Below are 24,988 nucleotides of genomic sequence, written 5' to 3'. Positions count from 1 at the left end.
GCGAGATCCCGTGGAAACCCAGTTCCTCCATACCTTCATCACCGTGGCCGACCACGGTTCCATGGCAGCGGCGGCGCGCCTGCTGAACATCACGCCAGCTGCCGTGGCGCAGCAAATCCGTACGCTGGAACGCGAGATCGGCGCCACCCTGATCGCTCGCGTCGGCCGCACGGTGAGTGTCACCGAGGAAGGGTCGCGCATCCTCCAGCGTTCGCGCGACCTGCTGCGCAACGTCGCCGACCTGCGCAGCGTCGCCAACGAGAGCGGGGTATCGGGCGAATTGCGCCTGGGTGCATGCCCGACCGCGCTGGCGGGCATGCTGCCGGACATCCTCGCGCGCATGGTGGAGACCTTTCCCCGGATCAATGTGTTCATCAAGCCGGGTTACTCGGTGGACCTGTATCGCGACGTGGAAGCGGGCGACCTGGATGCGGCCGTGGTCTTGCAGGCACCGTTTCCGCTGCCCAAGACGTGCGAGTGGCAACTCCTGCGCGAGGAGCCTCTCGTCGTGCTGGCACCGCGCTCCATGGCGGCGCGTGACCCGCACGACCTCCTCGCCAGCGAGCCCCTGATCCGCTACGACCGTAACCAGTGGGGTGGCCGCCAGGCGGACGACTACCTGCGCGCGAACGGCATCGTGCCGCGCGAGCGCTTCGAATTGAACGCGTTGAACGCGATCGCGGTGATGGTCGACCGTGGCCTGGGCGTGTCGCTGGTGCCCGACTGGGCACAGCCCTGGCCGGAAGGACTCGACCTCGTGCGCCTGCCGTTGCCGATGCCATCGGAACCCCGCCGCATCGGCATCGTGTGGTCGCGCTCGAGCGTGCGCGTGCGCCTTGTCACGGTGTTGCTGCAGGAAGGCCGCAAGGCCATGGCGTCGGCGTCATCGCCTGCACGGTGAAGATGTCGGCGATGTTGCGTCGCCGCATAGTTTTGCTTGGTTCGTAAGCAACAAAAACTAGTCTCTGAACATACCCGCCGTCGGTTTCTCGGCAAGGGCGAAGCGCATAGATTCGCCATCAACGAAACCCAGGTCATTGGGGCGCCGGGGAGGGCGTCGCCAACCGCAACAGCAGCTACCGTCAGGCGCGTCGTCATCGACGCTTGCGCCGCACTCGCCCGCCTGGGCGATCCGTTCCAACGGCATCCACGGACCCGACATGATCAAACCACTTTCCGCCGCGATCGGCAGCATCCTGCTGGTTTCCCTGTTCGCCACCAGCGTGCTTGCGCAAGATGCCGCGGCCCCCTCCGCCGGCGAGGCACCGAAGGCCACGAAGAAGAAATCCGACAAGCCAGCCGAGCCCACCGACCTCGACCAGGTGATCGTCACCGGCACGCGCACGCCGAAGGCGGTCGACGAGATTCCCGGTGCGATCACGGTGGTGAACAAGGAGGAGATCGCGCATACGCTGCTGGTGACCGAGGACGCGACAGCGGTGCTGGCGCGCTCGGTGCCCGGCTATGCCGAGTCGTCGCAGGCGATGAGCAATACGGGCGAAACCTTGCGTGGCCGCATTCCGCTGCGCCTGTTCGACGGCGTGCCCCAGGGTTCGCCGCTGCGCGAAGGCACGCGCAACGGAACCTTCACCGACATGGGCATCGTCGGCCGCGTGGAAGTCATCAATGGTCCCTCCGCCTCGGAAGGCATCGGCGCCGCGGGCGGCATCATCAACTACATCTCGAAGACGCCGACCAAGGAAGGCAACGAGACCACGATCACCACGCGCTACCAGACCCAAGGCAAGTCGGACAGCGGTGGCTGGAAGACTGGCGTGACCTTCGCCCGTAAGCAGGGAAGCTACGACGTGCTGCTGTCCGGGTCGTATATCGACCGTGGCATCACCTACGACGGCAACGGACGGCGCATCGGTCTGAACACCTCGGGTTCGCTCGCCGATTCCACGTCGAGCAACCTGTTCGCCAAGCTCGGTTACAACTTCGGCGAGAACGACGACCAGCGCATCCAGGCGACCTTCAGCAAGTTCAAGATCCAGGGCAAGGGCGACTACGTGCAGGTGCTGGGCTGCCGCGGCCCGACCGATAACCCGCCGTGCGACGTGCCGCGGACGAACACCTCCGAGAAGGGTCACATCTTCGGCTCGAAGGACGCCTTCAACGACTTCAAGCAGTACTCGCTCGAATACACCAACAAGAACGTCCTGGGTGGTTCGCTGGACATCAACGTGTACAAGGCCGACCAGGCCATGCGTTACCTGCCCGAGAACACCGAGGACAAGCAGGACCCGCTGATCGCGCCACTGAACACCTTGTACGACCAGTCCGAGATCACGGCCAAGAAACGCGGCATCCGCACCTCGTGGACGCGCCCGGATTTCCTGGTCACCGGCCTGGAACTGCATACGGGCGTCGACGTGGCGCGCGACGAGGCGCAGCAGCGCCTGGCATTGACCGGCCGCCTGTGGGTGCCGCCGATGATCTACAACAGCGTGGCGCCTTATGCGCAGCTGTCCTACGACATCGGGCCGTTGACGATCAGCGGTGGTTATCGCCGGGAAAGCGATCGCCTCACGGTCGACAGCTACACCACCACCTATTACCGCAACCGCGTGTTCGTGCAGGGCGGCAAGCTCAACTACAAGGAAAACCTGCGCAACATCGGCGGCATCTGGCGCATCGGCGACGAATGGTCGGTGTTCGCCTCGTACAGCGAAGGTTTCACGCTGCCGAACATCGGCATCCCGCTGCGCAACATCAGCACGCCTGGCCAGTCGGTCAGCCGCATCCGCGACCTCGAACCGATCATCTACAAGAACAACGAATTCGGCTTCAACTGGCGCGGTGACAACGGCGCGTTCGGCGCGACGCATTACATCTCGAAGTCGCCGTTCGGTTCCTCGCTCGCCGTGGACCCGCACACCACCGACTTCATCCTCTCGCGCGCGCCGGTGCGCATCGAAGGCACGGAAGTGACCGGCGAGTGGCGCTTCAACGACGCCTGGAAAGTGAACGGGATCTACTCGCACATCACCGGCCGCACCGCCTTCTGGTCGGCGGACCCCGCCGGACGATTCGGTTCGGGCAGCCTGAACAAGCCCCTGGGCGTGCTCGACATCAATCCGGACAAACTGGCCTATTCGGTTACCTGGAACTATTCCTCGCGCGGCGATGCCACCCTCGGTGCCACCTCGCTGTTCGGCCGCCATGTATCCGGCCACGACGTGCGTGCCTATGACGGCGCGACCTTCAGCTACGACGAGCGGACACACGGCTATACCTTGTGGGACCTGGGCGTGAACTACAGCCTGGAGCGTTACGGCAAGCTCTCGCTCGGTGTCGAGAACCTGCTCGACAAGCAATACATCCTCAGCTGGTCGCAGCTGGCGGGTTACCAGAATTACTGGGCCGGCCGTGGCCGGGTCACCTCGCTCACCTACACCATCACGTTGTGAGTCGATGGCGTGTCCACGGGGGCCGCACCGTCTGGGCGGCCCTGCTGGCCTGCTTCATCGCCTGTGCCCCGGCATGGGCGGGCGAGACGTGGTCGCCGGCACGGCTGGAAACGCTGCACGCCTTCCTGCGCGACGCGACATCGAGCACCGGTTATCTCGGCGGCGTGAGCCTCATCGTCCACGACGGGCAGGTGGTGGATGTCGGGGTCTACGGTTACGAAGACCTCGGTCGTCACCGGCCGATGCGGCGTGACGCGATCTTCCGCATCTACTCGATGACCAAGACGGTGACGTCGGTTGCACTGATGATGCTGGTGGAGGAGGGCAAGGTATCGCTCGACCAGCCGGTGTCGGATTTCCTGTCTGGATTCGACACGCCCAGGGTCATGACAGGCGGCAGCGCCGAGGTGCCCCGGCTCAGGGATGCCTCGCGTCGTGTCACCCTGCACGACCTGCTGACGCACACCTCCGGGTATCCCGCGGGGTTGCCTGGCGACCGTCTCGCCGTCGCGGCCATGGAACGTATCGATCCCCATGCCGCCAACGATCTCGCCGGCTTCGCCGAACGGATGAGCCGGGTGCCGCTCGCCGCCGATCCCGGGTCGCGTTTCGGCTACGACGGGGCGTCGCTGGAACTCGTCGCCCGGGTGGTCGAGGTGGTGGCGAAAAAGCCCTTCGCCGATTTCCTGAGTGAGCGGATCTTCGTTCCGCTGGGCATGCGCGATACCGCGTTCTCCGTCGCGACCGCCAAGCGCGGCCGGATCGTGGACCTGACCCGCATGGGCGACGATGGCCGGCTCGCGCTGGACACGAGTTACAGCGCCCGCCATCCCGGCGAGCCCCTGAACCGCTATGCGAGTGGGGCCGGTGGCCTCTACTCCACGGCGGACGATTTCGCCCGCTTCGCCGGGATGCTGCTCGACGGAGGCCGCGCGGGCGATCGTGTCTTGCTGGGGAGGAAGACGGTGGAACTGATGATGAGCAACCACCTGGGCATGCTCGATCCGCCGGTCACCCAGTTCAACGCGGGCGAGGGCTTCGGCATCGGCGGTTACGTCGTGATCGACCCGGCCCGGCGTGGCCAGCCGGGTTCGGTGGGCCAATACGGCTGGATGGGTGCCGCCTCCACCACGTACACGATCGACCCGCACGAGCGCCTCATGGCGATCCTCCTGCTGCAACACATTCCTCGCGGCGATGGCGTCAAGGACCTTCCGCGCCTCGCGCGGCCCTTCTACGACCTCGTCTACCATGCCCTTCCATGAATCCCACGCCGCCCCCGCCCATGAATCCACCACCTGACGACCGTGACGATAGCCCCCGGGTGATCCACGAGTTCAAGTTTTCCCATGTCACCACGGGACGCTACCTCCCCACGCCCGGCAAGGCGCCCGGCTGGCCGTTCGCCGAAATCGGCCACTGGAAGATGGATGTCGACGGCAGCGCGGACGACTGGGTGCGCGAACTGGCCGACTGGCGCTGCGAGCACCTCGTGCGGATTGGTTACGACGACACCAACTACCGCCGTCCGGAGTTGCAGTGGGCGCAGCGTAACTTCGTCCACGCGCAGATGATGGTCGAGGACCGCTACTTCTACGATCCGGTGGCGGGACGCTACACGGTCGACCGATACCTGGACGATCTCGAGGCGCGTTTCGGCGGCATCGATAGCGTGCTGATCTGGTTCGTCTATCCGAACATCGGCATCGACGACCGGAACAAGACCGACCTCGCCTTCGACCTTCCCGGCGGATTGGAAGGCCTGCGTTCCGCGGTGGATGACTTCCATCGGCGAGGCGTGCGCGTATTCCTGCCCACCATGCCCTGGGATCACGGCACCCGACCGCCGGAAGAAAACGATTGGCGGACGATGGCCGGGCTGGTCGAAGCGGTGCGCGCCGATGGCGTCAACGGCGATACCTACAACGGCGTGCCGCGTGCCTTCTTCGATGCCTGCGACGCCGTGGGCCGTCCTGTCGTGCTGCAGCCGGAATCGACGATCAGTGCCGAGGAGCAGTTGATCTGGAACGTGCAGAGTTGGGGCAAGAAGGCGCCCAACGAGACCGTTCCTCCCGTGGCCAAGTTCAAGTGGCTCGAACCGCGGCACATGATCAACTACGAGAACCGCTGGGGCCGCGACCGCAACCACGACCTGCAATACATCTTCTTCAACGGCATCGGTTACAACGCCTGGGAAAACGTCTGGGGTATCTGGAACCAGTTCACGCCACGCGATGCCGAATCGCTTCGACGTATTGCCCGTATCGAACGCCACTTCGCCCCCGCGATGGTGAGCATGGATTGGCGGCCCTACGAACGGACCCTGCAAGCGGGCGTCTTCGCCAGCCGCTTCCCGGTGGAAGGCTATACGGTGTGGACGGTCGTCAATCGCAACGAGTACATCGTCGATGGCGAGCAACTGGCCGTTCCCCATGCCGAGGGAACGCGCTACTACGACTTGTGGAATGGCGTGGCACTGAAACCGCGCATGGACGAGGGAAGGGCGGTGCTGGGCATGGCCCTCGAAGGCAGCGGCTTCGGCGCGGTGCTGGCATTGCGTGAGGGCGCCTTCGTCGATGGCCTCGAAGACTTCCTCGCCACCATGCATGCCGCTTCCGCCACGCCACTGGCTTCGCTTTCATCCACCTGGCGCAGCCTGCCACAACGCCAGGTCGCCATCGCCCGGACCCTGCCGCAATCCATGCCGCCGCACGGCATGGTGCCGGTGCCGGGTGGCGTGTTCGACTTCGTCGTCGGCGGCGTCGAAATCGAAGGGCAAACATGGGAAGGCAACGATGTCCAGTATCCCTGGGAATCGAGCCCCCGCCGCGGCCACCGCCACCGTATGTCGATCGCGCCGTTCCACATCGACCGCACACCGGTCACCAATGCGCAATTCGCCGTCTTCCTCGCCGAAAGCGGCTGGGCACCGGCCGATGAACACCATTTCCTCCACCACTGGCGCAACGGCAAGCCGCCCGCCGGCTGGGAAAACAAGCCCGTCACCTGGGTGGCGTTGGAGGATGCGCGTGCGTATGCCGCATGGGCCGGCAAGCGGCTGCCGCACGAATGGGAGTGGCAATACGCCGCCCAGGGCAACGATGGCCGGCGCTATCCCTGGGGCGACGGTTGGCGCGACGACCTTGTACCCATGCCGAACCGTGGGCGCACGTTGCGCGCGCCGGAGGACGTGGACGCGTTTCCCGCGGCGGCCAGTCCCTTCGGCGTGCTCGACCTCGTCGGCAACATCTGGCAGTGGACGGACGAATACGAGGACGAGCATACGAGGAGTGCGATCCTGCGCGGGGGCAGTTCCTATCAGCCGCAGACTTCACACTGGTACTTCCCGCAAGCCTATCGCCTCGACCAGCATGGCAAGTACCTGTTGATGGCCCCGTGCAAGGACCGCTCCGGCTGCATCGGCTTCCGCTGCGTGGTCGACGCCGCATGAAGGTGCGTACCCGTCTGGATGGCCTTCTCGGCGATGCGCTGGCGGCGAACCTGCGCGGCCGCCTGGCACATTTCATCGTCGACGAAACCAGCCCCGCGATCGCCTTGTTCGCGCCGGAACGCCGTGCATCGAACGAGGAAGGCGACTGGTATGGCGAGCATGCGGGCAAGTGGCTGGTGGCCGCGTCGCGCGCCGCCGCGCGCAGCGGCGACTCGGCCTTGCGTATCAGCGTGCTGCGCGTGGCCGATTATCTCGTCTCCGTGCAGGAAGACGACGGTTACCTGGGTACCTACGCACCGTCGCGTCGCTTCATGCGCCCGCAACCACCGAAGCCGGTGAGCTGGGATGGCGCACCGAGCGTACGCACCTGGGATATCTGGACGCACGCCTACCTGATGCTCGGCCTCATCGAGGTGCACCGTCAGTGGGGTGGCGAGCGCTACCTCGAAAGCGCGCGGCGCATCGGCGACCTGTGCCTGCACACGCTGACCGAAGGCGGCATCGACATCACGGATCTCGGCAATCACTTCGGCATGTCGGCGACCGTGTTGCTCGATCCCGCCGTGGAACTGCATCTCGCCACGGGCGATCCCCGCTACCTCGAACTGGCCCGGCGCGTGCTCGCCCAAGCGGATGCGAACCCGCCGCTCGCACTGCTGAAACAGAGCCTCGCCGGCACCGATGCCGCCTTCATCGGCACGGGCAAGGCTTATCAGCTGGCCTGGAACATGGTCGGCATGGCCAAGCTGCATCGCGTCACCGGCGAAGCCGACCTGTTGCGCGCGGTGGAGAACGTCTGGACCAGTATCCGCGACCATCACCTCACGCTCGGTGGCGGGCCGTGGGGCGGCGTGGCATACCGCTCGCGCGAGGTCTTCAATGCCCCTGGCGCGTTCAGCCCAGAGGGCTATGTCGAGACCTGTTCGACCCTGGCCTGGGTCCAGCTCAACCGCGAGCTGCTTGCGATCACGGGCGAGGCACGCTACGCGGAGGAAATCGAGCGCTCCGCTTACAACGATCTCCTCGCCGCACAGGCGCCCGATGGCGAGGACTGGTGCTACTACGTGTTTCCCAATGGCCGCCGAGTGCATACCACCTACTGGCGCTGCTGCAAGTCCAGCGGCGCCATGGCCGTCGAGGAACTACCCGACATCGCCGTGGGCGTGCGCGATCCGGCGACGCTCGATGTCAATCTCTTTGGTGCCGGTGAATCGACGGCCACGCTGGAAGCCCCGGGGCGCGTCACGCTTCGGCAGGCCACGGCCTGGCCGTATCCCGACGACGTGCGCATCGAACTCGAGGTGGAGCGCGAGGCGCATTTCAGGCTACGAATTCGCGTGCCTTCATGGGCGGTGGGTGCCGCCGTGCTCGTCAACGGCGTGGCAGCCGACGCGGCGGTCGTGCCGGGAAGCTACGCCACGATCGAGCGCGAGTGGCGCACCGGCGATCGCATCCTGGCGCGTTTTCCCGCCCGGCCCATGGTGCATCACGCGACGAACCGAAACGTGCAGGAATCGCGTGCCCCCGACGGCAGCGCGGTGCGACAGGAAGTGTTGCGCTTCGATTACGTCGGTTTTACCTGCGGTCCGCTGGTCTATGCCACGGAACGCGTCGACGGTTTCAAGACCAGCGAGACGGTGAAGCTGCCGGAAGGGCCGGTGGAGGATTGGCTCGTATGTGAGCGGGGGGAAGACGGCGCGCCCATGCTGCGCTTCGATCCCGGATACCGGCCGCCGCTGTGGTTCACGCCGTATTTCGCCACGGGAGGCCGCCACGACGGGGCCTGGCGGCTCACGTGGCTAGGCCTGGCGCCAGCGGAGTGATTGCGCCTTCAAGCAATATTTTCTGCTGCCAGAACATATCGGAGCGGGCTGTTTCGGGCATCCCGCCTGCTGCAAAGTGATTCGCGGAAACGGGACATGGCAACTGTGGATACCGAGGCAAACATGGAAACGTCGACATCGTCCCCCCGCCGAGCATCCGGCCCACTCGCCGGCGTGAAGGTGCTGGACCTGAGCGCCTATATCGCCGGTCCCTACGGCTGCACGCTGCTTGCCGACCAGGGCGCGGACGTCATCAAGATCGAACCGCCCGGTGGCGACAACCTGCGCCAGTATCCATCGACGCTGGCTGCCGAGAGCCGGGCCTTCCTCGGCGTGAACCGCAGCAAGCGCGGCATCGTGCTCGACCTGAAGCATCCATCCGACCACGCCGCGCTGTTGCGCCTCGTGCGCGAGGCGGACGTGCTCGTGCACAACTTCAGGCCGGGCGTGCCGAAACGGCTGGCGATCGATCATGAGCGGCTCAACCTGATCAATCCGCGCCTGATCTATTGCGCGGTCACCGGCTACGGTGAATCCGGCCCGATGAAAGACAAGGCAGGCTACGACCAGGTCTTGCAGACGATGACCGGGATGTGCACCTTGCAGGGCAAGCGCAACGGCCCACCGGAAGTGATCTATGGATCGGTCGTGGACTACTACGCAGCCGCGCTGCTGGCGGCGGGCGTGTCATCGGCTCTGTATGAGCGCGAGCGCAGCGGCCTCGGCCAGTACGTCGGCATCTCGCTGTTGCGCAGCGCGCTCACCATGCAGTCCGCGCGGATGATATGGGCGGAAGGGGAGTCGTTGGACATCGGCCGCGACATGCGTTCCGGTGGCGTCACCGGCATCCATCCCACGCGCGATGGCTATATCTATATTTCCGCCAACACACCGCATTTCTGGAAGGCCTTGTGCGAGCGCACGGGCTTGCAGGCCTTGCATGACGACGAGCGCTACGACACGGTGCGCAAGCGGGCCGAGCACCACAACGAGATCGTGCCGCGGCTGCATGACGCGCTCGCCGCGCACAGCGCGCTCGAATGGGAGGCCATCTTCGGCGACGCCGTGCCAAGCGCCGCCGCACGCCGCATCGAAGACATGTTCGATCATCCACAGGTGACAGCGGAAGGCCTCGTCGCCACGTTCGAACATCCCGTGGTGGGCCGGTATCGCGGGGTGAATCATCCCATCCATTTCGGCCGCACGCCGGCACCGGAACCTTTCGCCGCGCCGACGCTGAACCAGCACGAAGACCTGCTCGAGCGGTGAACCAGCGCGGCATCGGCGGCGTGCCTTGGTGATTTTTGCCGGGACGGTGCGCGTCCCGGCCCTCCAACCTGCGATCATCCGCACCCGGGATTCGCCCGTGAGCGCAGGTGGAGGCTGTCATAAATATTATTGTCGTCGAAGGTGATCCGACACTCGGTGCCGCCATGGCGCGCGTGCTTGGGCAGATGACGTATACGGTGACGTGGCTCCGGTGCGGCGCGGAACTGCTGGAAGCGCTGCGACTGCGCCATGTCGACCTGGCCTTGTTCGACATCGATGCGGCCACGAACGACGGGCTGGACATCGTGCGTCAGATCCGTCGCCTCGGCATCCGTACGCCGCTGCTGGCCACGACGGCGCACGAGGCAGTCGAAAGACGCATCGCCATTCTCGACGCCGGTGCCGACGATTGCCTGGTCAAGCCCTTCGACCTGGATGAACTCACGGCACGCGTCCGTTGCCTTGCTCGCCGCGCCAACGGTTTCGCCGATAACCTTATCGAGCTGGGAGACCTGTCGATGAACCTGTGTTCCCTGGAAGTCACCTACGAGGGGCGGCGAATCGAACTCACCCGTCGTGAATTCTCCCTGTTGCAGATGCGGGTGGAACGGGCGGGCCGCATCGTCCGCCGCGAGGTGATCGAGACATCGATCTACGGTTGCGACGCGGAGGTTGGCCCGAACGCGCTCGAAGTCCTCGTGCATGGCTTGCGAAGGAAAGTGGGGCCCGGCGCGATCCGTACCGTGCGCGGTTTCGGTTACATGGCGTCGCTCTGACGCAGGTGGGCGGCGACTCGTATCGCCGCGGCGAGCGGACAGCCTTCATCGCTGCGGAAGCCCATGTTGCGTCCGCCGAAGGGCGCATAGCGGTCGGGATCGGTGGCGCCGAAGATGCCGATCGTGGTGGCCCGGGTCGCCGCCGCCAGGTGCATCACGCCGCAATCGGCGCTCACATAGATGTCGGCGGCATCGATGAACGCGGCGAGCTTGCGTGGATCGCTGGTGAAATAGGTCGGATAGGCATTGCCGATGCGCGATTGGCCATCGGCCGCCACCAGTTCGACGATGCGAAGCGGCCCCGCACGACGAACGAGTTCATCGACGAAGGCTTGCCACCACGTGGCATCGAGTCGCTTGCGGCCCGTCGCGTTCGGGAAGATCGCCAGCGTCGGAGCGTCGTTGGCAGGCGTGCCTTGCAGGACGCGTTCCAGTGTGGCCGCGCCACGTTCGCGTTCGGAAACCGTCAGCCGCAGGTCGAGCGCGGGTATGGGTTCGAGTCTTGCCTCACCCAACGCCCGTCGAAGCGCATGCACCGGCCGTGCCGCGAAGTGTACCGGCACGTCGCCTCCGCCTCCCTCCACGCGCAATTGATAGCGCGCCTTCGCCATGCCGGCGGCGATACGTCCGGAGGACGATCCCGAAGCCGCGTCTACGACCAGGTCGTAGCGCTTGCTGGCGAGCCGGCGCAACGTCCGTACGGTGGCCAACGGGCGCCGCAACGCGCGGCGGTCCAGCAGGAACAGCTCGCCGATCGTGGCGAAGCCGCCGAGCACGCTGCGGGTCGCCTCGCCGGAACCCAGCACGTCGACTTCCGCGCCCGGAAAGTGGCGCTCGATCTCGCCCATCAGTGACGTGAGCAGCACCGTGTTGCCCAGGCGGTGATTCGGGCGGCAGACCAGGATGCGCTGGATGCCGATGCGCGGCAGCTGCCCGTGGCCCACGAGGTTATCCCGTGCGGGCAAGAGGTGCCGTAGCAACCATGCCACGACGCTGCGCCGGAAAGCGTGGCCCTTACCGTGCAGCGGAGTGCGCGCCACGACCGGTTCTACTCGCTTGGCTGAAACGATCGTCGACATGAAGGGTCTCGTGCATGCCCCGTGGTCCGGGCGTTCCCGCTACGATGCCAAAGCCAGCTTAGATGCAGCTGTCCGTTTCATGACGATGTGCTTACAGCGTGCGTTTCGGTCCAAAGCATGAACTAAGCGGCCGGTAACACCATGGCAACATGGCCGCGACTGTTTGGCGAAAGCCGTCATCGCACACCATGCTGCGCCCCGGACGCGGCACCTCCATCCGCAGGAACACGACGCACCGTGATGCCCGAGTCGCAATTACTTTCTGTCGAGGAACTGAACGGATTCGGCGTCGGTCCGGTGTCCATCAACCTTGCCACGGGTGAACGGCTGGCGATCATGGGCGTGTCCGGTGCGGGAAAATCGCTCCTGCTGCGCTTGTTGGCGGACCTCGACCCCGGCGAAGGCAGGGTCGTCCTTGCTGGCGAGCCACGCGAGACGATAGCGGCGCCGGACTGGCGCCGACGCGTGATGCTGGTACCCGCGCAGGCGGGTTGGTGGGCACCCACGGTGGACGGGCATTTCGAGCTTTCGATGATGGATACGGCGGTGGCGATGGCCGCGCGCCTCCTGCTTCCTCCCGACATCATGAAACGTGAGGTCCGCGTGCTATCCACCGGGGAACGGCAACGCCTGGCCCTGATAAGGGCATTGGCCCGGCGGCCCGAGGTGCTCCTGCTCGACGAGCCCACAAGCGGGCTCGATCCCGCGGCGACCGAGGCCGTGGAAGCCTTGCTGGTCGAGTGCAGCGGGAAAGGCATCGGCATCGTCATGGTGACGCACGACGCCATGCAGGCCCGGCGCATGGCCGACCGGACGTTCACCATGCACCAGGGAAGGCTCACCCCGGCATGAACGTGATCTCGTTGCATCCCTACGATCTCGCGGTGGCGTCGACGCTGATCCTGTTCGACGCGGTGATCTCGCTGGTCTTCCGCTTGCGCCTGCATCGCGGGTTGCTGCTGGCGGCGTTGCGCATGGTGGTGCAGCTGGTGGCGGTGGGCTTCGTGCTTCGCTACGTGTTCGCCGTGGGCGAAGCATGGCTGACCCTGCTGGTGATCTTCGCGATGGTGCTGGTGGCCGCGCGCGAAGCGGCGGTGCGGCCCGTGCATCGTCTTCGACACGGCGGCTTTCTCATCAGCCTTGCCAGCGTCGCCACGCCGGCCTTGCTGACGTGCCTGTTCGCGCTGCTGACCGCCATTCGTCCGCATCCGTTGCTTTCACCGCAGTACGCGATCCCATTGGCCGGCATCATCCTCGGCAACGTGCTCAACTCGGCGAGCATCGCCTTCAGTGGCGTGCTCGATGGCGTCGGCATGCAGGCATCGGCGATCGAGGCACGGCTGATGCTCGGCGATACCTACCGCGCCGCCACGGCCGAACTGGGCCGGGATGCCATCCGCCGCAGCATGATTCCCATCGTCAACCAGATGAGCGCCGCCGGTGTCGTGACCCTGCCGGGCATCATGACCGGCCAGATCCTCGCCGGGCTCGATCCGATGGAGGCGGTGAAATACCAGATCCTGCTGATGTTCCTGCTCGCCGGCGGCAGCTGTCTCGCGTCGATGGTGGCGGTATACCTCGCGGCAGCACGATTGACCGATCACCGGGGCCGGCTCCGGCTCGACCGGCTCGCGACGCGTTGAGGCTGGTCAGGCGAGCGCGTGGCGTGCCGCGGCTCGCGCATGGATGGCGGCGGTGTCGAACAGCGGCACGCTGGCATCGTCGCCCTCCACCAGCAGGGCGACCTCCGTGCAACCGAGGATGATCGCCTCGGCGCCGTCGTCCACCAGCCGGGACATCACCTGTCGGTAACGTTCGCGGGACTCGTCGCGGATGATGCCCTGGCACAGTTCGTCGTAGATGATCCGGTGCACGTCGTCGCGGTCGGCGTCGTCCGGCACGACCACGTCGAACCCCCGAGCGGACAGGCGGTCGCGATAGAACGCTTGCTCCATGGTGAAGCGCGTGCCGAGAAGGCCCACGCGGCGGATCGCGTGGTCGGAGAGCGCGTCGGCGGTGGCGTCGGCGATGTGCAGCAAGGGCAATGGGGTGGCGCGCTCGATCGCGTCCGCCACCCGGTGCATGGTGTTCGTGCACAGCACGAGGAAGTCCGCGCCGCCGGCTTCCAGCGAACGCGCCGCCGTCGCCATGGCTTCGCCGGCACCATGCCAGTCGCCCGCGTGCTGGAGGCGTTCGATTTCATGGAAGTCCAGGCTGTAGAGCAGGAGCCGTGCCGAATGCAAGCCGCCAAGCTGGTCCCGGATCGTTTCGTTGATGGCCCGGTAGTAGGGTAGGGTGGATTCCCAGCTCATGCCGCCGATGAGGCCGATCGTCTTCAAGTCGATGCTCCGCGCGTGCCGTGGACGTCGGCCCAGCATAGAGGATGGCCGGTGTGGCGCGTGCAAGGAGGGACCAATTGCACAAGCGCATGTGGGCTTCCTGTCGGACACTACGATCATGCGTTCCACATAACCCCCATCGCCAGGAATTCGTCATGCCACCATCCGCCGCCGAACCGGCAAGTCTTCCCCGCGCCGCTTTGTATGCGATGGCGCTGGCGGCGGGACTTGCGGTCGCGAACATCTATTACAACCAGCCGATGCTCGGCATCATGTCGAGGGATCTGCACGACGGCGCGGTGGAGCGGTGGATCCCGATGCTGACCCAGCTGGGTTACGCCGCGGGTCTTCTGTTCCTGCTGCCCCTGGGCGATGCGTTGGAACGGCGCCGGCTCATCGCCGTGCAGTTCATCGTGCTGTCGCTTGCGCTGGTGCTCGCCGCCCTGGCGCCGGGGCTGGCCATGCTGGCGGTGGCTTCGGTGATCGTCGGCGCGGCGGCGACGGTGGCGCAGCAGATCGTGCCCTTCGCCACGATCCTTTCCGCGCCGGAAAAACGCGGTGCGGCGGTCGGCACCGTGATGAGCGGCCTGCTCACCGGCATCTTGCTCAGCCGGACGATCGCCGGCTTCGTCTCCAGTGTGGCCGGATGGCGGGCGATGTTCTGGCTGGCCGTTCCCGTGGCCTTGATCGGTGCGGTGCTGATGGCGATGCGCCTGCCCGAACATCGGCCCGCGCGCCGCGTGCCCTATCGCGAACTGCTGGGCTCGCTGGTGGGCCTGTGGCGCGCCGAACCGCTGCTGCGCCGCGCGGCACTCACCCAGGCCGTGATCTTCGCGTCGTTCTCGGCGTTCTGGACCGTGCTGGCGCTGCGCCTGGAACAGCCACCCTTGCATCTCGGCGCGGCGACCGCCGGTCTGTTCGGCATCGTCGGCGCGGTGGGTGTCGCGATGGCGCCGGTCGCGGGACGCATCGCCGACCGGCGCGGACCCTGGCTGGTCATCGCCATGGGTGCGGCGGCGACCGTGGTCGCCTGGGGCGTCTTCGCATTGTGGACGAGCCTTGCCGGGCTCATCGTCGGCGTCATCGTGCTCGACTTCGGCGTGCAGATCGCTCTGGTCTCGCACCAGCACCTCATCTACGGCCTGCATCCGGAATTCAAGAGCCGGCTCAATACGCTTTTCATGACGACGATGTTCCTCGGTGGCGCCGCGGGCTCGTTCGTCGCCGCGGAGGCTTGGCGGAGGGCAGGGTGGTTGGGCGTATGCGTGCTCGGTGGAGGTCTCGCCATCATTGCGCTCGTTTCGCGGATGCTGCACCGGCCGGCACCGCACCCCGCGCACGACGCCTGAAAATAATTCAACCAGGTGGTTGACTAACGAATCGTCGGGGCGTACATTCAACCTCATGGTTGAATTAGATGCCCCGCACCTGGACCCCGTCTTCCACGCCCTCGGCGATCGCACGCGGCGGCACATGCTCCGTGAGCTTGCCGCTGGCGAGCGGACCGTGGGCCAGCTCGCCGAACCCTTCGAGATGTCCCTCGCGGCCGCGTCCAAGCACATCAAGGTGCTGGAAAACGCGGGCCTGATCCGCCGTGAAGTCCGCGGCCGTGTCCATATCTGTCGACTCGACCCTGGCCCACTGGCCAGCGTGAGCGAGTGGCTGACCTTCTACGAGCGTTTCTGGACCGACCGTCTGGGTGTGCTCGACCGGCTCCTGCGCCAAGCCGACGCACACGAGCCCCCGCCCCCCAAAGGAGACAAGTCATGACCGACCTGGCCACCCCCGATACCTACGGCACGCTGATCGAGCCCACCACGTTGAAGATCCAACGCGTCCTGCCAGGACCGATAGAACGGGTCTGGGCTTACCTGACCGAGAGCGACCTGCGCCGCCAGTGGCTGGCGAGCGGCGAGATGGAAATGAAAGCGGGATCGACCTTCGAGTTCGTCTGGCGCAACGACGAATTGACGAATCCACCGGGACAGCGGCCACCCGGCTTTTCCGGCGAGCACCGCATGGAAGGTTCCATCACGGAGGTCGATCCGCCACGCAAGCTCGCGATCACATGGGGAAGCACCGGCGGTGTCACCTTCGAACTGGAACGCAAGGGCGATCATGTGTTGCTGACCCTGATCCACAGCCGCGTGCTCGACCGCACGATGCGACTGAACGTCAGCGCCGGTTGGCATATGCATCTCGACGTGCTGGCGGCACGCATGGAAGGGACGCAGACCGGGCCCTTCTGGGATGGGTGGTTGCGGTTGAAGGATGAGTATGACGGGCGGCTTCCGGTCTGAGGGAAGATGCGTTGCCGGAAAGGTGTAGGGCAACCCTTACGCACGCCGCGCCAAGCACCGACAGCGTAAATAAGATCAAATTCCTATCATCGCGCAGGGAAGCATTTGTGCGAGTCGACAACAAGGACTGGATGATGGGACAGGTAGATGTTGCGAGAGAAGACAAGTTCGACAAACGAAGGTCTCCGTATCCTTCATATCTAATAAAGTTAAAGCTGATACGACTGGCAGCGTTTGTAATAGGTAGCGCTGTTGTAGGTCCTGTGTTTGCGCAAGTGTCTGCTTCCTCAACGTCCCCTTCCGTAAGCCCTGCGCGATCCGTTATGAAATTGCCGCGGGCGGATGCCGAACCATCGGCTGACGTGAGCGGCGTGTGGTACGGAAATCTCCAAGCCCCCAGTGACGCATCCTCGGCCGCTTGGGCCGAAACGTTCGATCTTAAGCAGGACGAGTTGGGAGCAGTCACCGGTACACGAAAAACGGTTTCGTTGGGCGGGTCTCGTGTATTTATATGGAATGTATCGGGCACCATTTCGGGTACCGAGCTGGTCCTTACCGATACGTCACTCGTTAGTAGTGTCGGGAGCACCACTCCATGCAAGATCAGCATGGATCTTGCTGTAGTTGGTTCAGCAAACAGCTTTTCCGGCGAGTGGACATCAACGCAAAGTGGCTGCCCGGGTGGTCAGATCTACACGGTGCGCTACGGTAGCGAAGTTGGCAAAAAGCTAGGGAGCGGGGCGACGTGCGAGGGTGGTGAAGGGAGTAGTGCACCCAATCTAACCACAGGGTGCGGCGGCGGCCCGCAGGGAAATGCTGATGGGTCATCGTGTGCCGAACAGGGTGGGGTACACCTAGCTGGCGATCCTATTGACACATCGACCGGCAATTTCTATCTCGAGGAGACGGATTACGATGGCGGGGAGTGGCTGAGCTTTCGTCGTTTCTACAACAGCACCGACGGAGTGGCGCCGGCACAAACAGGTTTCAATTGGCGGCACAGCTTCAATCGCTCGTTGCAGATGATTGGCTCTCCTGTTTCTTCGATTGTGGCATTACGTCCTGACGGAAGTCAGGAGGAGTTTAAGAAAATCGGCGGCGTTTGGTCTTCGAATGCGCCAGTAAATACATTAAGCGAAATCCTTGATTCTTCGGGCGCGGTGTCGGGGTATCGTATTTTCATCGGGCCATTGCGCCACACGGAAAAATATGACCTTAGCGGGACATTGACGTCGGTAACAGGACAAGATGGCTATGGGATAACCCTGGACTATGACCGAAGCGGCGCAACGCCTTTGGTTGAAGATGTGACTGATACGCAAGGTCGCCAGCTGAAATTTTATTACGACTCCTATACTGATCGTTTAAGTTCAGTCTCTTTCCCTGATGGAGGGTATGTGCGTTTTAGCTATGCCTCCTCAACGGCAAATCTGCAGTCAGCGATTCATTCTGACAGTTCATTCCACAACTATTTATACAATGAAGACGGAATGGTCGGGGCGGTTTCACTTCCGCATGCAATCACCGGTATCACCGATAGTTTTGGGAAACGATACGAGACAATAACGTATGACGATCAGGGTAGAGCTACGTCGTCAGGCTTTGTCGGTGAGATAGGTACTACCCGTATCACTTATCAAGGTGATGGGAGTGCGTCAGTAACGTACCCATTGGGAAACACGGTCCACGTCGATTTCGATCGTTCAGGAGGGCGGGCGCATGTTGCATCGCTCGATAAAAGTTGCGTACCAGATTGCGGGCGCGCCTGGAAGACCCGAACCTATGATGCACTTGGTTTTCCGGCTAGCTTCACCGACTTCAATGGCGTCACCACTCGTGTTGGCTACAACGATTTCTATCTTCTCGAGAGTCAGATTGATGCTGAAGGGACTCAGGAACAACGCACTACGGCCACCACTTGGAACATTGATCTTCGCTTGCCCAGTGTGTCGCGTATTCTTGATAGGCAAGGAAATTTAATTGCGCGAACAGAATGGAAGTACAACGCCCTTGGAAAGGTCGTTGCAAGATGCGACACCGATCCTTCTACTCCTTCATCCGCAGATTACGAGTGTTCCGTTGGAGGTACCCCACCCGCGGGTGTACGTCGCTGGACATACACCTATTGTGAAGCCGTAGATACGACACAGTGCCCCATCGTCGGGCTGCTTCTAACGGCGACCGGTCCGCGTGCGGATGTCATGCAGGTTACAACCTATAGCTACTACTTAAGCGATGGCGCTTATTGGAAGCGAGGTGATATTCAGTCAATCAAGAACGCGCTCGGGCAAATGGTGACTATACCGCGCTACGACGGTGCGGGTCGCCCGCAGCGAACGGTGGATGCGAACGGCGTCATAACTGAGTTCTACTATACGGGGCGAGGTCTACTTTCGCAGCGAATAGTGCATGCCAATGCGGACGGATCAAATTCGTCTCTCGATGCATGGACAACGGTCAGTTATGATCGCAACCAAAAGGTCGTTCAGACCCAGGATCCAGACAAAATAACACTTACATACGGATATGACGCTGCTCTGCGATTGACGAAGGTTTCCGATCGTTTAGGCAACTATATTTCTTATACGTACAACCAGGCGGGAGGCCTGACGGGAACTAGCGTCTACGATACGAATAACGTGCTTAGGTATCGTGACTCTGCTACGTACGATGCAATCGGAAGGTTGGTATCCCGAGTCGATGGTTTGGGGCGGGAGACTTTTTCAGCGAAGGCGGCGGACGCTTATGACGGGAATGGCAATTTGCTTTCGTCACTCGATGGATCTAGCGTGGAAACGAGGCGATCATATGATCATCGATCACGTTTGGTGGACTTGATTCTGGATGCCGCCACGCCTGGCGGTGAGGCAATAGGCGCCACGACAACTCTGCAATATGATGCCTTGGACAATGTCATAGGTGTGGGTGACCCATCTGGATTGCCTACTGTCTATATCCGAAACGCTTTCGGGGAGCTAAATTCATCTCTCAGCCCCGACAGTGGCAGCATCAGTGCTTCCCGTGACGAGGCTGGGAATATCCTTGAGGCCACGGATGCGCGTGGCATCCATGTGAGCTATACCTACGACGCCCTCAATCGGCGGACATCGTCGTTGTATCCGAGCACGGAAGATAACGTGGCGTGGTACTACGATGAGCCTAGTGAAGTTACCGGGTGCGCGAGTTCCTATCCCGTTGGACGTCTAACACGTGTCGTGGAGGCTTTGGTAACGACGACATACTGCTATGACCATAGAGGGAATATCGTTAAAAAAATACAGGCCCAGGGTTCGCACGTGGACTCAGTGACCTATAGTTACTCGCTCGGAGATCGCCTTCTCACGGAGACCTTGGCTGATGGTACTCAAGTCAATTCATCGAGAGCTGACTCTCTGGGCAGAGTGACCTCGGTAACTACCACGAGAAATGGTAGTACCAAAGATGTTGCAACGAGTATTCAGTATCTACCATTCGGTCCGATCCTATCGTACACATTAGGTTCGTCCAGTGGCGCGCAAAATCTTATGCGCACTTATGACTTGAACTATGCGGTTACTAGCGTGGTAAGTCCTCAGTTGGTGTTTCACGGAACGCGTGACGTACGCGGTAATTTTTCCTCGATCCAGGCTGCTGTCGATTCGGATCGGCCACTAGAGAGTTACAACTACGATGCCCTGGGTCGCCTGACGACCGTGTCCAATGGATCGGGTAATCCAATTGAAGTATTCACATACGACGCAGCTGGTGATCGGCAAAGAAAAGAAGCTTCTGGAGCAGGCGGTGGAGACTATGTATATAAGACAAACACTCACTGGCTAACGAGCGTCGGGGCGGCGTCGCGAACATATGATTCAGCCGGAAATACATCCGTTATTGCTGCGGCCGGAACGGTTTTTGGCTTCGGATACAACGGGCGTGGTCAGCTGACGGTCGTGCAACAGGATGGAGGGGACCTCGCCCGCTATACCTTCAATGCATCTGGCGATCGTATTTCCAAATCGATCTCAAGTCCTCAAGGTCGAGAAGTTCGATTCATCTATGACGAAGAAGGGAAGCTCCTCGCTGAATATGGCGCGTCAAGTCGCACGTACATATGGGTCTCGGGACTGCCTATCGGCGTCCTGGATGTCGATGGATCATCTTCGACACTCAGTCTTGTACATGCAGATTCCCTTGGAACCCCAAGGGCTGTTACCGCTTCCGACGGCTCGCTTGTATGGTCCTGGGCCGTTACGGCCAATCCGTTTGGTGAGGCTGCTCCTGTATCGTCTACTGGGTTCAGCCTGAACTTAAGATTCCCGGGTCAGTACTTTGACGGCGAGTCGGGGCTGGCTTATAACATCCACCGCTTCTTCGATCCAACGGTCGGTCGTTATCTTCAAAGTGATCCACTTGGCTTGGCTGCAGGAAGTAATACTTATCTCTATGCGAGCGCGAACCCTTTACGGTTCATCGATCCCCTCGGCCTCACCGATCTTAATCTATTCGTGCCTGGCTCGGCGGAATATCGGGCTGCAAAAAACTTCACTTCGCCGCCAGGAACCTATGTAGTGGGGGCGCATGGGAATCCCCTAAACGTGGTGGATCAGAACGGTAGTGCATTGCGGCCCGAACAGCTTGCTACGATGATTCAGAATGACCCTACATACCAGCAAGGTGAGACGGTTCTACTTCTTTCGTGCAACACTGGTGTGACGCCAGAAGCAAAGTGGAATAGATCTGGCTCCTTCGCCCAGCGACTTGCCAGTTCACTGAAAGCGAACGCGCAGGCTCCCGATCATTTTGGTTGGCTGTTTCCTTCGGGAAGTTTTGAGAGTCGGGGAGGGGTTGTAAATGGAAAGCCGGTACAGTGGGATAACATTCCTATTATTCCTAGCTCAATGACTCCTGATCCTGCCGATCCGGGTACCCTGCTGGAGTTCAAGCCATGAAATTTTCTATCTTGCGAATTGTTACAGCGTGCGTCATCGGCATAGTGCCAAGCCTTGCTTGGGCACAATTGCCGGGGGAAAAGCCTATACGTCTCTCGGCAGATCTGGATCTGACGGCTTCACAACAAAAGCAGTTGGAAACAGAGGCGTTAAAGGGTTCGCCCGAGGCAGCGCGCAAACTTGCGACTTTTCACTTCATAGTGAGAGGCGACAGGGACGCTACATTGCGTTGGTATACGATTGGTGCCGAGAACGGCGACGCGTCGTGTCAGTTCTCTCTCTATGACCTCCTCGAATCCGATCCGAATACCGCACTCCGTGCCCATTTCTGGCTTCAAAAGTCAGCGGATGCTGGGTTCCCTTATGCGAAGAATGAACTGAAGCGGCTTAAGGACCGGGCGTCGCATTGAACAGTCGATTTATTGGCCCGTCGATGGGCGCGTGGCTTACAGGCTGCATGGCGGTGTGCGCCGTGGATGTGGTTCACGCAGATCAGCGTGCAGCAAGGAGGCGGCGAATGGTGGACTGTCTTATGCCAAGGATGAGCTTGGCCGCCTTGGCGATGGGCGCCGCATTGATTTCACGGCCTTTGGACAAGATCGCCGGGGCAATCCGCCACGCACGTGGGGCTCGCATGGGAGAGCATCGCGTCATGCATGAGCATCCGATTGGATGGTTTTCCTGGATGATTCATCCAGCCGTGGGTCGTTTATCGGCTGGATGAAGGGGCCTAAGCTCAGGCTTCCATCGGCTCATGAAGGAGATTTCCCCGTGGCAGACCATTCCATCAAAGGCAAGGTCGTTCTCATCGCTGGCGGCGCCAAGAACCTCGGCGGTCTGATTGCACGCGACTTGGCCGGACAAGGCGCCAAGGCCGTCGCGATCCACTACAACAGCGCCGCTTCCAAGGCCGACGCCGATGCGACCGTAAAGGCGATACAGGCCAGCGGAGCGCAAGCCGTGGCCTTGCAAGGTGACCTGACGTCTGCGGCCGCTGTCGAAAAGCTCTTCGCCGACACCATCGCCGCGGTCGGCAAGCCGGACATTGCCATCAATACCGTGGGCAAGGTGTTGAAGAAGCCTTTCTCCGAGATCAGCGAGTCCGAGTATGACGAGATGACGGCGGTCAACTCCAAGACCGCCTTCTTTTTCCTCAAGGAGGCCGGCAAGCACGTCAACGACAACGGCAAGGTCTGCACGCTGGTGACCTCCTTGCTGGGGGCGTTCACCCCGTTCTATGCCGCCTATGCCGGAACCAAGGCGCCCGTGGAGCATTACACCCGCGCGGCTTCCAAGGAGTTCGGTGCGCGTGGTATCTCGGTGACCGCGGTCGGCCCCGGTCCGATGGACACCCCGTTCTTCTATCCCGCCGAAGGTGCCGATGCGGTGGCATACCACAAGACCGCTGCGGCACTTTCCCCGTTCAGCAAGACGGGCCTCACGGACATCGAAGACGTCGTCCCCTTCATTCGCCATCTGGTCAGCGACGGGTGGTGGATCACCGGCCAGACCATTCTCATCAATGGCGGCTACACCACCAAGTGAGGCAACCGTGCGCACAGTGATTGTCATCTTGCCCTGTTCGGTGTTCCAGTAGTCCAACCGCACGCCTTGGGAACAGGTGCATGGACAGATTCAACCAGTACCGGGTGTTCGCCCAGGTAGCGGAGATGGGCAGCTTCATCAGGGCGGCGAATGCCCTCGATGTGCCGCGGGCGTCGGTGTCCGCGGCCATCCAGCAGCTGGAGAGCCAGCTGGGCGTGCGCTTGCTGCATCGGACGACGCGGCAGGTGCGGCTGACGGCTGACGGGGAACAGTTGTTGGACCGCGTGCGGCCGTTGCTGGCTGAAGTCGAAGATATCGATCAGCTGTTTCAGACCAGCCGGCGGCAGGTGTCGGGGCGACTCGTCGTCGATGCGCCGAGTCGCATCGCTCGCCGCCTGATCGCACCGGCATTGCCTGGTTTGTTGCGCCGCCATCCCCGGCTGCAACTGGTCCTGGGCTCGACCGACCGTGTCATCGACCTCGTGCAGGAAGGGGTGGATTGCGCGGTGCGCATCGGCGCGCCGCATGACAGCAGCCTGGTCATCCGTCCGCTGGGCCACGTTGCCCTGGTCAACTGCGCGAGCCCAGCCTACCTGCGTGAGCATGGTGAACCGACCCAGCCTGGCGACCTGCAGCACCGACATTCGGCCGTGGGTTATGCGTCGCCTAAGACGGGCAGGGCGTTACCGTGGGAGCATCTGTCCGACGACGGTGGCGAGCGGCTGGTCGATGCATCCAGCAGGGTGGTCGTGAACAATGCCGAAAGCTACATCGCCTGCTGCCTGGCGGGACTTGGACTGATCCAGGTTCCGCGCTTCGACGTCCAGCACCTGTTGGATTCGGGCGATCTGGTGGAGGTGATGCAAGCCTATCGTGCGGCTCCGATGCCGGTGTCATTGTTGTACCCGCATCGGCGGCAGCGTTCGCGGCGGCTCGCCGTTTTTCAGAAGTGGTTCGAAACGCTGATCCAGCCGCACCTGGATGCCTGAGCGGGAAACACTGGCTGCGTTGCCGCTTGCCATGTCTTGCCTGCCGCCGTGAACAGCTAGACCTCTCCGGCAAACCTCGACGGCGAAGGTCCAGCTTCGTTCATTTCCGAGGGTTGCCCTGGAACGCGCTCACCATCGCATCCAGGAAAACGCGGGCCTTCCGCGTCATGTTCGTTCGGTCGGGGAACAGCGCGACGATAGGCAGGTCGCCACCGTTCCACTCGGGCAGCACGTGTTCCAGCAGCCCCGATGCAAGGTCATGGCTGACGTCGACGGTCGACTTCAACATGATGCCGAGGCCGGCGACACACCAGTCATGCAGGGCATCGCCGTTGTCGACGCGCATGCGGGCCGGTGCCGGGATCGATTCCGTCGTGCCATCGGGGCTGTGCAGGCGCCACGGCGCGACGGAATCGCCGTAACGCAGCAGATCGTGATTGCGCAGGTCCAACGGCGTCGAAGGGCGTCCGTGGTGATCCAGGTAGGTCGGCGCGGCGACGAGAATGCGCGAGTTGTCGGTGATCTTGCGCATGGCGGCGCTGCTGTCGACGAGTCCGCCACCGATGCGGATGGCCACATCCATCGCGCCGCCCACGACATCCACCATCTTGTCATCGAGGGACAGCGAAATGGCGAGCTGTGGATAGCGGCGCGTGAGCTCTCCCAGGATGGGCACCACGTGCCTGCGCCCGAACGATACCGGAGCCGACACCCGCAACGTTCCGACCGGTTCGTCGCGACCGGTCGCCAACAGTTCTTCGCCCTGGCGGATCGCTTCCAAGGCGCGATCGATATCGACCATCAGGCGCGCACCTTCTTCCGTCGGGGAGAGGCGGCGCGTCGTCCGGTTGACCAGGCGCACGCCGGTTCGCTTTTCAAGTGTGGCAAGCCGCTTGCTCACCACGGCGAGACTGACACCCATGGCGTTCGCGGCGGCGGTGAGCGAGCCCGAAGCCAGTACCTGCTGCAACGTTCGAAGTTCATTGAGATCGTCGAGCATGTTGCCTCGCAGTTGAGACTGACTAAGGTGATCGAGCAATTACATGTCTTTGTGGAAATTATTATGTTGTGGG

19 protein-coding genes are annotated in these 24,988 nt (G+C 62.7%); 16 read left to right on the top strand and 3 right to left on the bottom strand.

From position 1 onward, the window contains the following. The first annotated feature begins 10 nt into the window (after positions 1-10). The 7 genes from ACN9M2_RS12485 to ACN9M2_RS12455 all read left to right on the top strand — a co-directional run bounded on the left by ACN9M2_RS12485 (position 11) and on the right by ACN9M2_RS12455 (position 10,732). Positions 11-901: a LysR family transcriptional regulator gene (locus ACN9M2_RS12485; protein ID WP_426285043.1), complete on the top strand. Its 891-nt coding sequence runs from the start codon at positions 11-13 to the stop codon at positions 899-901. 259 nt (positions 902-1,160) lie between these two features. Then, complete coding sequence (locus ACN9M2_RS12480; RefSeq protein ID WP_426285042.1) at positions 1,161-3,413, top strand: TonB-dependent receptor; 2,253 nt, start codon at positions 1,161-1,163, stop codon at positions 3,411-3,413. Next, entirely contained in the window at positions 3,410-4,678 is a 1,269-nt protein-coding gene (locus tag ACN9M2_RS12475) for a serine hydrolase domain-containing protein (protein WP_426285041.1), read from the top strand. The genes ACN9M2_RS12480 and ACN9M2_RS12475 overlap by 4 nt, the downstream gene beginning before the upstream one ends. Positions 4,679-4,698: 20 nt before the next feature. Next, the gene (locus ACN9M2_RS12470) at positions 4,699-6,864 is read left to right on the top strand and encodes a formylglycine-generating enzyme family protein (protein WP_426285040.1); all 2,166 of its coding nucleotides are present in this window, start codon (positions 4,699-4,701) and stop codon (positions 6,862-6,864) included. Continuing rightward, the gene (locus ACN9M2_RS12465; protein ID WP_426285039.1) at positions 6,861-8,687 is read left to right on the top strand and encodes a glycoside hydrolase family 127 protein; all 1,827 of its coding nucleotides are present in this window, start codon (positions 6,861-6,863) and stop codon (positions 8,685-8,687) included. The genes ACN9M2_RS12470 and ACN9M2_RS12465 overlap by 4 nt, the downstream gene beginning before the upstream one ends. A 96-nt stretch (positions 8,688-8,783) precedes the next feature. Continuing rightward, a complete protein-coding gene (locus tag ACN9M2_RS12460) occupies positions 8,784-9,956 on the top strand; it encodes a CaiB/BaiF CoA transferase family protein (protein ID WP_426285038.1) in 1,173 nt (390 codons plus the stop codon). Positions 9,957-10,120: 164 nt separating this feature from the next. Further along, a complete protein-coding gene (locus ACN9M2_RS12455; RefSeq protein ID WP_426285037.1) occupies positions 10,121-10,732 on the top strand; it encodes a response regulator in 612 nt (203 codons plus the stop codon). On the opposite strand, the gene ACN9M2_RS12450 is transcribed toward ACN9M2_RS12455, so the two are convergent. Then, positions 10,714-11,811, bottom strand: coding sequence for a glycosyltransferase family 9 protein (locus ACN9M2_RS12450; protein ID WP_426285036.1), 1,098 nt, complete (start codon positions 11,809-11,811; stop codon positions 10,714-10,716). The genes ACN9M2_RS12455 and ACN9M2_RS12450 overlap by 19 nt on opposite strands. Positions 11,812-12,051: 240 nt before the next feature. Between ACN9M2_RS12450 and ACN9M2_RS12445 the strand changes: the two genes are divergently transcribed. Beyond that, positions 12,052-12,663 carry an ABC transporter ATP-binding protein gene (locus ACN9M2_RS12445; RefSeq protein ID WP_426285035.1) on the top strand — a complete coding sequence of 204 codons (612 nt, stop codon included), beginning with the start codon at positions 12,052-12,054 and terminating at the stop codon, positions 12,661-12,663. Further along, positions 12,660-13,454: an ABC transporter permease gene (locus ACN9M2_RS12440; RefSeq protein ID WP_426285034.1), complete on the top strand. Its 795-nt coding sequence runs from the start codon at positions 12,660-12,662 to the stop codon at positions 13,452-13,454. Before ACN9M2_RS12445 ends, ACN9M2_RS12440 begins: the two co-directional genes overlap by 4 nt. 6 nt (positions 13,455-13,460) lie before the next feature. Here the strand turns inward: ACN9M2_RS12440 and ACN9M2_RS12435 are convergent, their stop codons facing one another. Next, entirely contained in the window at positions 13,461-14,123 is a 663-nt protein-coding gene (locus ACN9M2_RS12435; protein WP_426287918.1) for an aspartate/glutamate racemase family protein, read from the bottom strand. Between the two features lie 182 nt (positions 14,124-14,305). Here ACN9M2_RS12435 and ACN9M2_RS12430 point away from each other — a divergent pair, with 182 nt between their 5' ends. The 7 genes from ACN9M2_RS12430 (at position 14,306) to ACN9M2_RS12400 (ending at position 23,915) form a co-directional block, all read left to right on the top strand. Next, positions 14,306-15,499 (top strand): MFS transporter, encoded by a 1,194-nt coding sequence (locus ACN9M2_RS12430; RefSeq protein WP_426285033.1) that lies wholly within the window; start codon positions 14,306-14,308, stop codon positions 15,497-15,499. Between the two features lie 55 nt (positions 15,500-15,554). Then, the gene (locus tag ACN9M2_RS12425; RefSeq protein WP_426285032.1) at positions 15,555-15,920 is read left to right on the top strand and encodes an ArsR/SmtB family transcription factor; all 366 of its coding nucleotides are present in this window, start codon (positions 15,555-15,557) and stop codon (positions 15,918-15,920) included. Next, the gene (locus ACN9M2_RS12420) at positions 15,917-16,450 is read left to right on the top strand and encodes an SRPBCC family protein (protein WP_426285031.1); all 534 of its coding nucleotides are present in this window, start codon (positions 15,917-15,919) and stop codon (positions 16,448-16,450) included. Before ACN9M2_RS12425 ends, ACN9M2_RS12420 begins: the two co-directional genes overlap by 4 nt. A 608-nt stretch (positions 16,451-17,058) precedes the next feature. Continuing rightward, a complete protein-coding gene (locus ACN9M2_RS12415; RefSeq protein ID WP_426285030.1) occupies positions 17,059-21,381 on the top strand; it encodes an RHS repeat-associated core domain-containing protein in 4,323 nt (1,440 codons plus the stop codon). Next, a complete protein-coding gene (locus ACN9M2_RS12410; protein WP_426285029.1) occupies positions 21,378-21,791 on the top strand; it encodes a hypothetical protein in 414 nt (137 codons plus the stop codon). The genes ACN9M2_RS12415 and ACN9M2_RS12410 overlap by 4 nt, the downstream gene beginning before the upstream one ends. Before the next feature lie 361 nt (positions 21,792-22,152). Continuing rightward, entirely contained in the window at positions 22,153-22,926 is a 774-nt protein-coding gene (locus tag ACN9M2_RS12405) for an SDR family oxidoreductase (RefSeq protein ID WP_426287917.1), read from the top strand. Between the two features lie 125 nt (positions 22,927-23,051). After that, complete coding sequence (locus ACN9M2_RS12400; protein WP_426285028.1) at positions 23,052-23,915, top strand: LysR family transcriptional regulator; 864 nt, start codon at positions 23,052-23,054, stop codon at positions 23,913-23,915. 100 nt (positions 23,916-24,015) lie between these two features. Here the strand turns inward: ACN9M2_RS12400 and ACN9M2_RS12395 are convergent, their stop codons facing one another. Next, positions 24,016-24,915: a LysR family transcriptional regulator gene (locus ACN9M2_RS12395; RefSeq protein ID WP_426285027.1), complete on the bottom strand. Its 900-nt coding sequence runs from the start codon at positions 24,913-24,915 to the stop codon at positions 24,016-24,018. Positions 24,916-24,988: the final 73 nt, after the last annotated feature.

This window comes from Luteibacter sp. E-22 (assembly GCF_049913125.1).
GTDB lineage: Bacteria > Pseudomonadota > Gammaproteobacteria > Xanthomonadales > Rhodanobacteraceae > Luteibacter.
The sequence above is the reverse complement of the archived record's forward strand: the minus strand, read 5'-3'. Positions and strand labels throughout refer to the sequence as shown.

Bases quoted from the DNA above. Each gene is read 5' to 3' on its own strand.
- ACN9M2_RS12455 (WP_426285037.1), top strand. From the start codon at position 10,121: ATGGCGCGCGTGCTTGGGCAGATGACGTATACGGTGACGTGGCTCCGG.
- ACN9M2_RS12470 (WP_426285040.1), top strand. From the start codon at position 4,699: ATGAATCCACCACCTGACGACCGTGACGATAGCCCCCGGGTGATCCAC.
- ACN9M2_RS12460 (WP_426285038.1), top strand. From the start codon at position 8,784: ATGGCAACTGTGGATACCGAGGCAAACATGGAAACGTCGACATCGTCC.
- ACN9M2_RS12430 (WP_426285033.1), top strand. From the start codon at position 14,306: ATGCCACCATCCGCCGCCGAACCGGCAAGTCTTCCCCGCGCCGCTTTG.
- ACN9M2_RS12420 (WP_426285031.1), top strand. From the start codon at position 15,917: ATGACCGACCTGGCCACCCCCGATACCTACGGCACGCTGATCGAGCCC.
- ACN9M2_RS12440 (WP_426285034.1), top strand. From the start codon at position 12,660: ATGAACGTGATCTCGTTGCATCCCTACGATCTCGCGGTGGCGTCGACG.
- ACN9M2_RS12425 (WP_426285032.1), top strand. From the start codon at position 15,555: ATGGTTGAATTAGATGCCCCGCACCTGGACCCCGTCTTCCACGCCCTC.
- ACN9M2_RS12395 (WP_426285027.1), bottom strand. From the start codon at position 24,915: ATGCTCGACGATCTCAATGAACTTCGAACGTTGCAGCAGGTACTGGCT.
- ACN9M2_RS12445 (WP_426285035.1), top strand. From the start codon at position 12,052: ATGCCCGAGTCGCAATTACTTTCTGTCGAGGAACTGAACGGATTCGGC.
- ACN9M2_RS12435 (WP_426287918.1), bottom strand. From the start codon at position 14,123: ATGAGCTGGGAATCCACCCTACCCTACTACCGGGCCATCAACGAAACG.
- ACN9M2_RS12480 (WP_426285042.1), top strand. From the start codon at position 1,161: ATGATCAAACCACTTTCCGCCGCGATCGGCAGCATCCTGCTGGTTTCC.
- ACN9M2_RS12450 (WP_426285036.1), bottom strand. From the start codon at position 11,811: ATGTCGACGATCGTTTCAGCCAAGCGAGTAGAACCGGTCGTGGCGCGC.
- ACN9M2_RS12465 (WP_426285039.1), top strand. From the start codon at position 6,861: ATGAAGGTGCGTACCCGTCTGGATGGCCTTCTCGGCGATGCGCTGGCG.
- ACN9M2_RS12400 (WP_426285028.1), top strand. From the start codon at position 23,052: ATGGGCAGCTTCATCAGGGCGGCGAATGCCCTCGATGTGCCGCGGGCG.
- ACN9M2_RS12410 (WP_426285029.1), top strand. From the start codon at position 21,378: ATGAAATTTTCTATCTTGCGAATTGTTACAGCGTGCGTCATCGGCATA.
- ACN9M2_RS12415 (WP_426285030.1), top strand. From the start codon at position 17,059: ATGGATCTTGCTGTAGTTGGTTCAGCAAACAGCTTTTCCGGCGAGTGG.